We start from the raw sequence: 13,055 nt of genomic DNA, 5'->3' as shown, positions 1-13,055 counted from the left end.
TGGACGAATTGTCCGAGGCCGGGAACTACGTGAACCGGGGTCAGCCGAGCGCTATGATCGCGGGCACGGTCAGCACGGCCGCGTAGTAGCCCATGAACTGCACGCCCGAGTGCACCCCGAACATCCGGTTCATCAGGCCGCCGATGAGGCCGACCGTCAGCGTCACCAGCACGGCGAGCAGTCCGCCCTCGTAGAGGCAGATCACCAGGATCAGACCTGCGAACGCCCCGATGATCGCCTCGTGCGAGACGTTCTTCAGCACCCACGAGGCCGCCCGGTGGGCGTTGGTCATCGCGAACGGGTAGGCGATCAGGCAGGCGATCGTCACCGCCAGCAGGCCGAAGACCAGGAACTCCCAGGTTGCGAGCAGGTCGTGCAGGTTGTGGGTCTGCCCCGTCCCGGTGTCGACGGTGTAGACGGGCGGTGCGTTGAACAGCGGGGCCGCCGGGCCCGCTGCCATCGGCGAGAGCGGCAGGCCGAGCGCGATCAGCGGGATCATCGTCTCGGCGATGTAGGTCGACTCCGTGGTGCCGTTCCGCACCGCCATCTTCGTGGTGAGCTTGTGGTAACCGTTCTTGATCCGGGCACCGACCACCTCACCCATGAGCACCGTCATCGCCACCGGCGAGAAGACGAAGGTCGCGCTCGAGATGACCGCGGCCCCGGAGGTGTAGGCCGTTTGCTTGCGGTCGAGCACCTTCAACGGGTTCGGCATCCGACCGCTCCACGTCCGCACGTCCGGTGCCAGCGCGAACTCGGTCGGCCCGTCCCGGTGCAGGGCCTTGCGGCCGGTGGGGGAGAGCGCCAGGAACAGGTCCGCCACCAGCGGACCGGTCGCGATGCCGAGGAAGAAGCTGATGCTGAGCGAGTGACCGAGCTGGGTGGTCACGAACTGGTTGATCCCGACGATCAGCAGCACGAACGGGAACAGCGCACCCACCGCCGCCCAGCGCCCCTTCGAGGTGAGCGCGATCAGGATCGCGGCACCGGCGAAGATCCAGGGCGCGAGCTCGCCGATCTCGTCGGCGACCGGGGAGAGGATCCAGGCGAAGAGCACCGCCAGCGGCACGGAGATGAACGCAGCGATCACGCCGCCCGAGATGGCCTTGCGCAGCGCGATGTGCGGCACCCCGAGCTCGCGGAGCTGCTGCGCGTCGCCCAGCAGCGGCACGGTCATCGTGTCGCCGGGGATGCCGAGCAGCGTCGTGGGGATGGCGTGGGTGATGTGCTTGGCGACCACCGCGGCCAGGAAGAAGCTGAACACCCCGGCCGGCGGGACCCCGAGCAGCACCACCAGCAGCGTCAGCGGTGCCACCACCGCGGTTTCGTCCGTGCCCGACACCAGGCCGATGGCGGCGAAGACGATCGCACCGACGAGGCCCATGCTCAGGGCCCACAGGAACGCTTCGATCACGGGTGGACCTCCTGTCTCCGCTGGGCTTCCTCGTGGGCCTCGACGAGCACGTCGTACAAGCCGAGCAGGCGCAGCTCCTCCCGCACCTCGGCGGAGAGCTCGGCGGGGTCGGTCCACTCGCCTCCGTCGGCGGCGATGATCTCGAGCGCCTCGCGCCTGCTCTCGGTGATCGTCGAGTTCTCCCGGACGATCCGCTTCGGCTTGAACAACCGGGCCGCGATCACCGCGGCGACGAGGCAGGCCACCAGGCCGAGCAGCAGCGCGTAGGACTCCGCCAGGGTTGTGTCGGCCACGGTCGAGGTGAAGAAGGCCCTGCCGAGCAGGAAGGTCGGGGCCGCGATCCCGGCGCCCAGCGCGATGGACATGCCCATGTGCCTGGTGTCGACGGTGTCACCCCAGACCTCGATGAGTCGTGACATCAGTGTTGCTCCGTTCGATCAAAGTGGCTGAGCGCGTTGGCGACTCGCGAGGCGACGGGCTTGCCGAGATGCCCGGCGAGCCACGTGCTGGTCGCGGTCAGCGCCTCCAGGTCGACACCGGTCTCCACGCCCAGCCCGGTGAGCATCCAGACGAGGTCCTCGGTGGCCAGGTTTCCCGTGGCGCTAAGCGCGAACGGGCAACCGCCGACCCCACCGGCCGACGCGTCGAACTCGGTGACGCCTTCGAGCAGCGCCGCGTACACGTTGGCCAGCGCCTGCTCGTACGTGTCGTGGGCGTGCAACGCGATCCGCTCCAGCTCGATGCCGGCGTCGACGAGCGCCCGGATGACGGACCGCACGTGCCCGGGGGTGGCCACGCCGATGGTGTCGCCGAGCGAGATCGACGACACGCCGGTCTCCATCAGCGCGACGGAGGCCGACACGACTTCGGCGACCGGGACCGGCCCCTCCCACGGGTCGCCGAAGACCATCGAGAGGTAGCCGCGCACAGCGACTCCGGCGGCGAGGGCCTCACGGGTCACCGCCGCTTGGGCGGCGGCCACCTCGTCCCGCGCGGCGCCCATGTTGGCCCGGGAGAACGACTCGGTGACGCTGGCGAAGACCGCGATCTCCCGGACCCCGGCGGCCAGCGCGTCGTCGAGACCGCGGGCGTTGGGCACCAGAACCGGGTGCCGGACACCGGAGTCGAGGTCCACGCGCTCCACAAGCTCTCGGGCGTCGGCGAGCTGCGGGATCCGCCTGGGCGAGACGAAGCTGGTGAGTTCGACGCTCGTCAACCCGGCGGCCACGAGCCTGCGCACGAGCTCCGCCTTCACCTCCACGGGCACGACCGCCTTCTCGGCCTGCAGCCCGTCCCTCGGACCGACCTCGTAGATCCGCGCTCGGGACGGGAGAGCGGGATCGGCGACGGCGGTCGGCAGTCCCAGTGCGCGGGGCGACGTCATCGTCCGCTCCGCAGCTCGGCGAGCACGGCCTCGGCCTGGGCGTGCCCGAAGTTCCGCTTCTCGATCAGCTGGGCGACCACCAGGGCGATCTCGTCGGGACCCGCACCGGCCGCGATGGCGATGTTCTTGGCGTGCAGGGACATGTGGCCGCGCTGGACGCCTTCGCTGGCGAGCACCCGCAGCGCCGCGATGTTCTGGGCCAGTCCGACGGCGGTGATCAGCTCAGCGAGCTCGGCGGCCGAGGACACCCCGGTGAGAGCGATCGCGGCGCGGGCGCCGGGATGGGTCTTCGTGGCGCCGCCGACGAGACCGACGGGCATCGGCAGTTCCAGCGTGGCGACGAGGTTGCCGTCGGCGTTCTTCTCGAAGGTCGACAGCGAGGTGTAGCGGCCCTCGGCTCCGACCGCGTGGGAGTGGGCGCCGGCCTCGACGGCGCGGGTGTCGTTGCCGGTGGCCAGCACGACCGCGGAGATGCCGTTCATGATGCCCTTGTTGTGGGTCGCGGCGCGGTACGGATCGCCCGCGGCGAGCTTGTAGGCGTGCACCACGTCGTCGACGACCAGCGGACCGCCGAGCGCCTCGGCGTCGAGGACGGCGCGCGCTCGGGCCAGCCGCATGTCGGCCTTGTTGGTGAGGATCCGGAGGACGACCCGCCCGCGGGCGACCTCGGCGACCCGGTCGGCGACCGCCTCGGCCATGGTGTTGACCGCGTTGGCCCCCATCGCGTCGCGGACGTCGACGACCAGGTGGGCGACGACGTACGTCTCGTCCTCGAACGTCACCGTGCGCACCACGAGGTCGCGCACTCCACCGCCCACCTCCGCGAGCTTCGGGTCCTGGGCGGCGGCGAGCTCCATCAGCTCGGTGCGGGCCTCGAGCAGGCGCAGCCGAGCGGCGTGCGGGTCGACGAGGTCGACGAGCTGGATCTGGGCCTGCATGATCGAACCCGTGCTGGAGGTGTGGAAACCCCCGAGGGTGCGCGCGATCCGGGCGCCGTTGCTGGCGGCCGCGATCACGGAGGCCTCCTCGGTGACCATGGGCACGAGCACGTCCTCGCCGTTCACGGTGAAGTTGGTGGCCACGCCGATGGGCAGCGCGAAGGTGCCGAGCACGTTCTCGCTCAGGTGGCTCGCGGCCTCGACGTCGAAGCCGTCCGGGTCGAACGCCGCGAGATCGGCGATGTCGATCCCCGCCGACTCGACGACGCTCTTGCGCCGCTCGCCGATGCTCAGGTTGCGGAAGCCCGGAATTCTGCTGACCACGAGTAGTTCCTCCTTGAACCGGTGACGAAACAAGGGAACCCCAGTGGTGACCGGGCGCACATGTCCGAACTGGCCAGGATGACGCGGTTCACATGTCGGTTTCGGACATGCGATGCAGCTGCACGGCGATGCCGAGCCGGAACTGCTGCTCCGGCCGTCGCCACTCCGGGCCGAGCAGCTCGGTGATCCGCTCCAGTCGCTGCTTGACCGTGTTGGCGTGCACGAAGAGGATTTCCGCGGACCGGGCGATGCTCGCGTTCTGCGCCAAGTAGGCGTCCAGGGTCGCGACCAGGTCGCTCCGGTGGTCGGCGTCCCATTCGAGCAGCGGCGCGAGCAGCCCTCGGGCGAAGGAGCGGGCACGGTGCCCGTTGGCTCCGAAAAGAGCGAGGTACGGCGCGTAATCGCGCGCCACGACGCCCGCATCGGCCACCCCGACGCCGGGCAGCATCCTGGACAGCGCCGTGACGTCGACGACCTCGCCGGGGATCTGCTCCGCGGGATGTGTTCCGCCGACGATCACGAGGCCCCGGTCCCCGGCCTCGGCGAGCCTGCCGTGCACGCGACCCGCGAGGTCGTGCGGATCCAGCTCCCCCGGCACCAGGGCGATGACGCCGGCGTCGTGCTGGGCGACCAACCAGCGCGGGTCCCGCCCGGTCAGGGTCCGAGCGAGGCTCCACCGCTGCTGTTCCCAACCGACCGCGAGCACCGGTGTCCAGAGCCCGGCCAGGTCGACTCCGCGTTGCTGGGCACGTCGTCGCAGCGAGGTCCAGTCGTCGCGTCCCGAGACCAGGTCGGCGACGAGTTCGCCGCGGACCCGCTCCTCGGCATCGGCGACGGCGTCGTTCTGCATGGTGACCAGCGCGTGGCTCTGGGCACCGCGTTCGATGGTCCGCCGCTGCACCTCGTCGAGAGGGTCACCGCCGACGAGCAGCACGCCGAGCATCGTGCGACCGGCCATCGCCGCGACCAGTCCCAGGACCTCGCCGTCACCGACGTCGACCCAGCGGGCGGTCCCCCGACCGACCTCCACGGCCGCCAGCACCCCGGGCGAGAGCCGACCACCGGTCCACCAGGCGGCGGCTTCCTCGTCGCTGGTGGCCAGGGCACCCAGATCCCGGTCGGCGACCGCCACCGGTCGCTCCAACGCGTCGGCCAGAACGCGCGCGATCGCGTCCGACCCCTCGCCCGCGAGCACCAAGCGCGTCAACTGCTCGTGCAAGCTGGCCGAGGCTTCCATCGCCGCGGCCCGGCGCTCGGCCTCGGCGCTGGCCGCTTCCGCCCGGGAAGCGGCTTCGCGCTCGGCCGCCAGCAGCCGTGCGGTCTGCAGGATCACCGCGCCCTGGTTGGCGAACGCGGTGAGCAACGCGATCTGCTCGGTGCCGAACCCGTGCGTGGAGCGATCAGCCGCGAAGAGCACCCCGAGCACCCGCTCGGAGGCGATCAGCGGTACCCCGAGGATCGAACGCATCCGCTCGGCCTGGACCGCCGCGGTCACCTCGCTGTCGTGCGGGAAGGAGCCGACGTCGTACGCCGCGGTCCACTGCGCCGCGCGAGTCCGCACCACCTGGCTGGCGAGGCCGACCCCGGCCGGCACCCGCAGTTCCCGCATGTTGGCCGACAACGCCCCCCTGTTCGCCCGGACGAACAGCTCGTCGGTCTCCTCGTCGTACTCCGAGAGGTAGGTGAGGTCGGTGCCCATCAACTCGTGAGCGCGGTCCACGAGCTTCTGCAGCAGGGGTTGCAGGTCGCGCACCTCGGCGAGCTCCCGCAGGCTCGACATCAACACCGACAGCTCCCGGTCCCTCGCCCTGAGGCGATCCAGCCGAGCTCGGGCGTCCACCAGGACGCTGGTGGTCTCCGCATCGAGACCCTGCGCCGCGCTCCGGAGCTCGCCCTCGGTCACCGGGTGGTCGGCGATGATCATCTCGGTCAACGCCCGCAGGTCGGTGCTCACACGACCACCCGGATCCAGGCGAAACCACAGCCGAATTGCATGGTGGAAAGGCTAGCCCTGCGGGGCGAGATCGGTGCGGTCGCGGCAACGTGAAGACCATCCGACGCGACTGCGTGCCCAAACCGGCCCGCATCGGCAAGAGCGCGCTGCGCGGCCCCGTCGCCGGGGTGACCCACGGGACCGCGCAACGCCGTTCGGTCAGGCGTTGTCGTCGCTGGTGTTGATCTCACCGTTGACACCGCGCGGGAAGAACCCGCCGGAGGTGGCCTGCTGGTTGGTCAGGTACACCACGTTGAGGACCTGACCCGCACTCCGGCTGTAGATCACGCCGAATTCGTCGGTGGGCACGATGTTGGCGTCCCCGTCGCCGTTGACGATGCCCTGGTCCACATCGCTGGTGCCGTCGAGGCTGTCCCGGGCGTCGGAAAGCTTGACGGTGGCTTCCTTGAGGTCGCGTCCGATCAGGCCGGTGCCGAGCAGCCCGGTTTCCTTCTCGAACAGGGCGGTGCGGATGTTCGCGGCGTGGTACGCCTCGGCGGCCAAGATGCCCGCAGCGGCTTCCAGGTAGGTCGTGTTCTGGATCAAGGGCGCGGCGCCCTTGTAAGCGGTGACGCCGACGTCTTCGAACAGGAACGCCGCCAGCAGGAAGTTCTCCTCGCTGGCGTAGGGATCGAAGGTGTCACCGGGCTTGACGAGCCCGGCTGCCTGCGCGGCGGCGGTGAAGCTGTCCTGCAGGTCGATCTCGGGCTGGCCGACCGCAGCCGATCCCAGCGCGGTGCGCAGGAACTCGACGTGCTGTCGTTCGTCGGAGGCGATCTCCTGCGCGTATTGGCGGACCTTCTTGCTGCCGAAGCGCACCGCGCGGCCGCCGCGGACCGGTCCGGGGTTGCCGGTGCCCTTGGTCAACGAATCCGGCAGACCGCGGCCGTGAACGGCGTAGGAGTAGAACTGGGCCTCGAGGTATTCCAGGTTGAGCGCGAAGTTGAGCACGGCACCGTCGCTGGGCGCCCCTGACTCCTCCGCCGTCGCGACGCCCGTTGCCGCCGCGGGGAGGGCGGTGGCGCCGAGCACGCCAAGACCACCGATTCCCGCGCTGCGCAGGAATCGGCGACGGTCGGTCGAGGTGTTCGTGCTGTGGTTGATGATCCTGGTGACGTAGCTCTTTCCGAACATGCAGTTCCTCCTGGTGCCACGGGATGCGTTCGGGGCTTCTCGACCCACGTGGTGATCCACGCCGATCCGCAGAGGGTTCGTAGCGGAGGACCGCGAGGATTGCTCGGCGCTCAGCGGCGGCACCGGTTCGAGCCGCAGCGGCGTGGTTCTCGTCAGGAGTCGTCGGCGAGGTCGCGGCGGAGGTGGATCAATGCGTCGCGCAGTCGCGTTTTCACCGTCGCCCACGGCACGCCCAGCAGCTCCGCCGCCTCGCTGGAGGTGTGGCCGCGGTAGTAGACGAGTTCGATCGCCTGCTGCTGCAGTTCGCTCAGGGCGTCGAGGTGCAGGCGGACCTGCTGGTGCTCCCAGGCGGCGTGGAACTCCTCCACCACGTTGTCGTAGGGCCTGCCGAAAACCTCGTTGAGGTAGCGGGCTTCGCGCCGCCTGGCGGCTTCGGTGGAACGGACCCGGTCGATGGCACGGCGCCTGGCCAGCGTCAGCACCCAGGTCAGGACGCTGCCCCGCTCAGGCCGGTACCGGGTGGCGGTGCGCCAGACCTCGATGAACACCTCCTGCGCGACCTCTTCGGCCTGCGCCGGATCTTGGACCGTCCACTCGATCACCCCGACCACGTAGTCCCAGAGCAGCCGGTGCAGCTGCGTCATGGCATCGGCGTCACCAGCAGCGATCTTGTCGAAGAGGACGGTGCTGTCGACTCGGCACGACCACGAGGACATCGCTCGTCGATCGCCACGCCGGTTCGGCGGGTCCGCTGATGGCGTCACCGCCGACATCGCGGCCAGCCCCCGAAGAGAGCTGACCGCGTGGAGTCGCACCAGTCCGTCCTGTGGCTCATGACCGGTTTTCGTCGCCGAGTCCCTCGTGGACTGGTCTCCGCCACAACATTTTCGTCCGCGGTGGACGGTCGTCATCCGGCTGGACGGGTTCTCGCCGAGAAGAGAAACCGGTGGGAGGTTCTGCGGTCGGGCGCAGAACCTCCCACCGGGGAACTCCTCAACCGAGGAGGGAGGGGTGGATCAGAAGTCCAGGCCTCCGGCCAGGTCGCCGGCCGTGCCCTCGACCGGGCTCTCGGCGCCGGTCACCGGCGCCATCAGCGAGCCCTGCGGGGCCAGCTCGGTCATGCCCTCGACCGGCAGCGCGTTGGTGACGCCGCCGACCTCGGGCATCACGCCGCCGAGGTCCTGCAGGCCACCGGTGATGTCGCCGGCTCCGGCGATGTCGCCGAGACCGCCCATGACGTCGCCACCTTCGACACCGCCCACGGTGTCGGTCACGCCACCGACGACGTCGGTCACGCCGTTGCCGACCACGTTGCCCGCGTTGACGTCACCGTTGTTGGTGATGCCCGAGATGTCGCCGGCGTTGATGTCGCCGACCAGGCCGTCGAGCTGGAACTCGTTGCCCGCACCGACCGGGTTGTTCGAGCCGGTGGTGTCCTCGGAGGTCTCGGTGGTGTTGGTGGTTTCCTCCGTGTTGCCGTCCTCGGACGAGCGCATCATCTGGTCGACGTCGCCCAGGGAGGAGAAGATGTCGGGGGTAGGCATGCTTTCGTGCTCCATCTCGTTGTCACCGTCCACGAAGGACGGCAGGGGGTAGGTCAGCGCCACGTGCTGGTTGCCGCCGAGACGTGCCAAGCCCGACTGCGCGGCCCGGACGAACTCCTCGACGATCTCGACCGGTGCGTGGTCGAGCACCAGTGACGCGGCCTGCACCACTTCGGTGTTGCTCATCTCCCCGAGGTCGGCCTGCTCCAACGAGCCGCGCGGATCGGCCTCGAAGGCCGATCGCGCTCCCGGGTCGGTGACGAGGCGGGACAAGAACTCATACATCGTGAGCATGGGTGTTCCCTTCCCGACCCAGCAGGCGCGGATTCCCGGAGAGACGGAGGGGAGACATCTCGACGCTGCTCGACGAATCCCCGCTGAAAACTCACGCACCGAGCTTCAGCGGCGTGCATCCCGCACATCCGAACCCGCGCTGCGATGTCGTCGTGATGTCCCCTCCGCCTCGAAAACACTAGATCGAAGGGCTCCGCGCACAAAGGGAAAACAGCCCCCTAATCTGTGAACTTCTATTAGGGGAACCGTGTGGGGTTGTCGTTTTCAGCGCAGTAACAGCAGGTCAAACGCATGCGGTCGCGATTTTTGCGTACTGGGGAAGCTGAGATCGGTGATTCACGACACGACCATGAGTGGAAGCTCGAATTGAGCTTGATAACAACCTGAAGAAAAATGCCGAACCGACCAATCCGCATTCGGTTCCGCTACGAAATAATGGGCCCCGAGTTGGGATGGTCGGCGATTGAGTCCGCGCACGAAACGAGAAATCGTCCGGGTGGCGACCATCCCCGTCGATCACCTGTCCTGTCTACCGGCTGGTAACAATGTCCGGCTTCTTCGCCGAACGGGACTCCTGCCGGAGAGGCCGCCGGGGGTCTGCCCGTGCACGGCTCGTCGATTCAGCGAGACCTCGCCCGACTGGTGGGGCGTCGGCTGATTTCCTCGGGGCGTGGCCGCTGTCTCGGCCCCTCGTCGAGGCAGCGGCCACGCCCACGCCCCCGATTTCTGAGAAGCACAGCGCCATGCTTCAGTTCCCTGATCCTGGCATATACCGCCCATCGGGTGACGCTCGTCACACCGGAGTGGTCCGAAGGGGCCGTCGGGTTCAGGGTGCCGCGGGGCGAGGAGGACGAAAAGCCCCGAATGCGAGGGCTACTCGCCTCGGCGTCGCCGCGTTCGGCGCACAGCGGAGGCTCCCGATGTCAGGACGGCTGGCAGTGGGGGCACCAGACAGTGCTGCGTCCTCCGACCTTGTTCCGCCGCAGAGGTGTCGAGCACCGCGGGCACCGGCCGCCGGGCTCATCCCGGTGTCCGGTCAGCCAGGATGGCCGGTCTGGGACGTGCCCGACGCGGGAGGAGCTGCGCAGCACCGAGCCCAGCCGTGCGTGCAGCCTCGCCCACTGCGCGGTGTCCAATTCGGCGGTGCTCGCGGTCGGAGCCAGCCGCGCGCGCCACAGGATCTCGTCGACGCAGAGGTTACCCAGGCCCGCCACGACCGTCTGGTCCATCAGCGCGGGCTTGATCCGGCGCGCGGTGCGCGTCAACTGCGAGCGAAGGTCGCGGCGGCCCACACCGGCGGCGTCGGGACCCAGGTCGCCGAGCAGTTCGGCCAACTCGGACCGCTCGGTCGCGAGCCACAGCCCGGTGAGCTTGCGCATGTCCCGGTACCGCAGCGAACCTTCCCGGAACTCGAAGACGACGCGGTCGTGCCGGTGGTCGGCTTCCTCGCCCGGGGTCCAGACGAAAGCGCCGGTCATGCCGAAGTGCGCCAGCAGCTGCGGGTAACCGGAACGGTTGCGGGTCGGAACGCGAAGCCACTTGCCGCACCTGCTCGGCTCCGCGAACACCTGGCCCTCCAGGGCACGTGCGAAGTCGGTCGGCGAGGTGTGCACGACGCCCGTGTCGAGCACGCGCACCGACCGCGCTCTCAAGCCCGTGACGTGGTCGGCGACCACGCGGCGAAATCCTTCGACGTCCGGAAGTTCTGGCATGTCGTGCACCTACGGGTGGTCGTCGCCTGGCGTGTGCGGATCCGTCCCCAGCCCGCAGGTGGCCAAGCGCTCGACGAGGGTGTCATCCTCGGGGTCGAGGGGCATCGGCTGCTCGAAGTGGCCGGTGCGGTCTCCGGTTGCCAGCACGCCCAACCAGCCCGCGGCTTCGTCCGGATCGGGGAGCAGCGCAGCGGCATCGGCCTCCTGCCCGACGCGGTAGTAGCGGCCGCCCTCCGCGCTGAAGCTCCAACCGAGGTACGGCGTCCACTCGACGGATATCTCCGGCGCACCGCTGACGGCGATCTCAACGGTCATCCGTTGCCGGTCAAGGTGAGCCGCGTCCAACTCGATCTCCATGGCCCGGGCGGCCTGCCGCACGTCGTCCAAGTAGCCGGCCATAGCGTCCAACGCACCGAGCTGCCCACCCGTGCGATCGCGCACGCGAGCGTCCAACCGGTCCCGATTCATCACCGCACTCCGCAACCTGGTCATGCGGGCATCACCCACCCGACAGCTCCCGGTGTTCCCGCCAACCGAGTCGCACAAACTCGATCAACGCCAAGCGACGGCTTCGCAGGTCTGTGGCGACGGATCACGGCGTTCACTCGGACCTCTCCGGATCTGCGGCGGGTCTTTCCAGGAGCGCGTCCGGTTCTAGTACACTCGCGCGTGTACAGGCATGGTCGGATGCGCTGACTCAGGCATCCGTTTCCGTACCTGGCTTCGGGCCGTGTTCAGACGGTTCAGAGGGGCGGAAACAAGTGGCCGTGGATCGAGGCCGTCTCGCGGATGGTCTTTTCGCCATTGTCGGGGATACCCCCGACCTCGATGTGCTGCCGGAACGGTTGTGCGTTGCGTGTCTGGCCGCCCTGCCGGTGGACGGAGTCGGGTTGTCGCTGATGGGTGGGAACTACCTCGGGGAGCGTGCCCTGCTGGGAGCGACCGACTCGACCGGTGCCCGACTCGAAGAGCTTCAGTTCGACCTCGGCGAGGGGCCGTGCGCGTCCGCGTTCGCCGACGGACAACCGGTTCTGGTCCCCGATCTCGGTGACGGTGACGCGAAGGCGCGGTGGCCGATGTTTATCCACGAGGCGGAGACGACTCGGGCGCGAGCCCTGTTCGCCTTCCCGCTGCAGATCGGCGCGATCAGCATCGGCGCGATGGACTGCTACCGGACTGAGCCCGGCCCGTTGCACGAGGTGACCGAAGCGCTCGTCGTTGCCGAGGCGGTGACGCTGGCGCTGTTGCACGCGCAAGCGCACGGGGGAGGGCGCGGGCTTGCGGACATGGCTGTCGGGCACCACGCGGCCGTGCACCAGGCCACCGGCATGGTCTCCGCACAACTGGAGATCAGCATTGAGGAGGCGTTCGTGCGGCTGCGCGCGTACGCCTATCGGCACGATCGGACGCTGGACGAGGTCGGCGCAGACGTCGTCGCGCGCAGGCTGCGTTTCACCGACGTGCCGCGGTAAGAGCTGTGCTCACCACGTTCGCATCGCATCAAGGAGAGTGGCCATGATTACCCGCCCCCCGCGGCGCGAGCAGGCGTTGACCGAGGCGCTCGTGGAGATGGCTGACGCGTTGGTGGCCGACTACGACGTCGTCGATCTCACCCACAGGCTGGCTTCGCACTGCGTGGATCTGCTGCCCGTGGCGGCATCAGGACTGCTGCTCATCGATGAGCACGGAGATCTGCGTCTGCTGGCCTCGTCCAACGAACAGGCGCGGCTGCTCGAGCTGTTCGAACTCCAAACCGATCAACGTGGGCCGTGTCTGGAAGCGTTCCACACCGGTCATCCCGTTCTCGTCGATGACCTGGAGAGCGACGGCGGGCGCTGGCCGGCGTTCGCCTTCGAGGCGCGGCGACAAGGAGTCCGGGCGGTCCACGCGCTGCCGTTGCGGATGAGGTCCGAGACCGTCGGAGCGCTGAGCCTTTTCAGCAACGAAGTCACATCGCTGTCCGAGGACGACCGGAAGCTGGGCCAGGCGCTGGCGGATGTGGCCACCATCGGCATCCTGCAGCAGCGCGCGCTGGCGCGCAGCGAGACGGTCATCGAACAGCTTCAAGGGGCCCTCAACAGCCGAGTGATGATCGAGCAGGCCAAGGGCGTGCTGGCGGAGCGAGGTGGCATCGATGTCGATGCGGCGTTCGTCCTGCTGCGCGACTACGCCCGGGATCACCGGATGAGGCTCAGCGATCTCGCGCGCAGCGTCGGGGTCGACCGGTCCGTGGCGGCCGATGTCCTGGCACGCAGGTCTGGCTGAACGGGCATCCGTTCGCTGATGATCTCCGGCACGGCCGACCTCGCCGGGCATCG

Annotated in this window: 12 protein-coding genes; 2 read left to right on the top strand and 10 right to left on the bottom strand. The window is 69.0% G+C overall.

What is annotated here, in order from left to right:
• Window positions 1-40: 40 nt before the first annotated feature.
• From AB0J78_RS21270 to AB0J78_RS21225, 10 genes are all read right to left on the bottom strand, one after another.
• Window positions 41-1,414 (bottom strand): tripartite tricarboxylate transporter permease, encoded by a 1,374-nt coding sequence (locus AB0J78_RS21270; protein WP_363791571.1) that lies wholly within the window; start codon window positions 1,412-1,414, stop codon window positions 41-43.
• A complete protein-coding gene (locus AB0J78_RS21265) occupies window positions 1,411-1,833 on the bottom strand; it encodes a hypothetical protein (RefSeq protein WP_363791569.1) in 423 nt (140 codons plus the stop codon). Before AB0J78_RS21265 ends, AB0J78_RS21270 begins: the two co-directional genes overlap by 4 nt.
• Complete coding sequence (locus AB0J78_RS21260; RefSeq protein WP_363791568.1) at window positions 1,833-2,798, bottom strand: hydroxymethylglutaryl-CoA lyase; 966 nt, start codon at window positions 2,796-2,798, stop codon at window positions 1,833-1,835. Before AB0J78_RS21260 ends, AB0J78_RS21265 begins: the two co-directional genes overlap by 1 nt.
• The gene (locus AB0J78_RS21255; protein ID WP_363791566.1) at window positions 2,795-4,060 is read right to left on the bottom strand and encodes a hydroxymethylglutaryl-CoA reductase, degradative; all 1,266 of its coding nucleotides are present in this window, start codon (window positions 4,058-4,060) and stop codon (window positions 2,795-2,797) included. The genes AB0J78_RS21260 and AB0J78_RS21255 overlap by 4 nt, the downstream gene beginning before the upstream one ends.
• Before the next feature lie 88 nt (window positions 4,061-4,148).
• Window positions 4,149-6,014 (bottom strand): helix-turn-helix domain-containing protein, encoded by a 1,866-nt coding sequence (locus AB0J78_RS21250; RefSeq protein WP_363791564.1) that lies wholly within the window; start codon window positions 6,012-6,014, stop codon window positions 4,149-4,151.
• A gap of 198 nt (window positions 6,015-6,212) precedes the next feature.
• On the bottom strand, window positions 6,213-7,187 hold the full coding sequence (locus AB0J78_RS21245; protein ID WP_363791562.1) for a ferritin-like domain-containing protein: 975 nt from the start codon (window positions 7,185-7,187) through the stop codon (window positions 6,213-6,215).
• Between the two features lie 152 nt (window positions 7,188-7,339).
• Complete coding sequence (locus AB0J78_RS21240) at window positions 7,340-8,002, bottom strand: sigma-70 family RNA polymerase sigma factor (RefSeq protein ID WP_363791560.1); 663 nt, start codon at window positions 8,000-8,002, stop codon at window positions 7,340-7,342.
• Window positions 8,003-8,203: 201 nt separating this feature from the next.
• Window positions 8,204-9,025 carry an IniB N-terminal domain-containing protein gene (locus tag AB0J78_RS21235; RefSeq protein ID WP_363791558.1) on the bottom strand — a complete coding sequence of 274 codons (822 nt, stop codon included), beginning with the start codon at window positions 9,023-9,025 and terminating at the stop codon, window positions 8,204-8,206.
• A gap of 923 nt (window positions 9,026-9,948) precedes the next feature.
• The gene (locus tag AB0J78_RS21230; RefSeq protein ID WP_363791556.1) at window positions 9,949-10,737 is read right to left on the bottom strand and encodes a DNA-formamidopyrimidine glycosylase family protein; all 789 of its coding nucleotides are present in this window, start codon (window positions 10,735-10,737) and stop codon (window positions 9,949-9,951) included.
• A gap of 9 nt (window positions 10,738-10,746) precedes the next feature.
• Window positions 10,747-11,136, bottom strand: coding sequence for a hypothetical protein (locus AB0J78_RS21225; protein ID WP_363791554.1), 390 nt, complete (start codon window positions 11,134-11,136; stop codon window positions 10,747-10,749).
• A gap of 182 nt (window positions 11,137-11,318) precedes the next feature.
• Here AB0J78_RS21225 and AB0J78_RS21220 point away from each other — a divergent pair, with 182 nt between their 5' ends.
• Window positions 11,319-12,209, top strand: coding sequence for a GAF and ANTAR domain-containing protein (locus tag AB0J78_RS21220; RefSeq protein WP_363791553.1), 891 nt, complete (start codon window positions 11,319-11,321; stop codon window positions 12,207-12,209).
• Window positions 12,210-12,285: 76 nt separating this feature from the next.
• Window positions 12,286-13,002, top strand: a complete 717-nt coding sequence (locus AB0J78_RS21215; RefSeq protein WP_363791551.1) for a GAF and ANTAR domain-containing protein — start codon at window positions 12,286-12,288, stop codon at window positions 13,000-13,002.
• Window positions 13,003-13,055 lie beyond the last annotated feature (53 nt).

It is taken from the genome of Saccharopolyspora sp. NPDC049426 (assembly GCF_040676935.1).
Classification (GTDB): domain Bacteria; phylum Actinomycetota; class Actinomycetes; order Mycobacteriales; family Pseudonocardiaceae; genus Saccharopolyspora.
The sequence above is the reverse complement of the archived record's forward strand: the minus strand, read 5'-3'. Positions and strand labels throughout refer to the sequence as shown.

Bases quoted from the DNA above. Each gene is read 5' to 3' on its own strand.
- AB0J78_RS21265 (WP_363791569.1), bottom strand. From the start codon at position 1,833: ATGTCACGACTCATCGAGGTCTGGGGTGACACCGTCGACACCAGGCAC.
- AB0J78_RS21260 (WP_363791568.1), bottom strand. From the start codon at position 2,798: ATGACGTCGCCCCGCGCACTGGGACTGCCGACCGCCGTCGCCGATCCC.
- AB0J78_RS21235 (WP_363791558.1), bottom strand. From the start codon at position 9,025: ATGCTCACGATGTATGAGTTCTTGTCCCGCCTCGTCACCGACCCGGGA.
- AB0J78_RS21230 (WP_363791556.1), bottom strand. From the start codon at position 10,737: ATGCCAGAACTTCCGGACGTCGAAGGATTTCGCCGCGTGGTCGCCGAC.
- AB0J78_RS21245 (WP_363791562.1), bottom strand. From the start codon at position 7,187: ATGTTCGGAAAGAGCTACGTCACCAGGATCATCAACCACAGCACGAAC.
- AB0J78_RS21225 (WP_363791554.1), bottom strand. From the start codon at position 11,136: ATGGCCGGCTACTTGGACGACGTGCGGCAGGCCGCCCGGGCCATGGAG.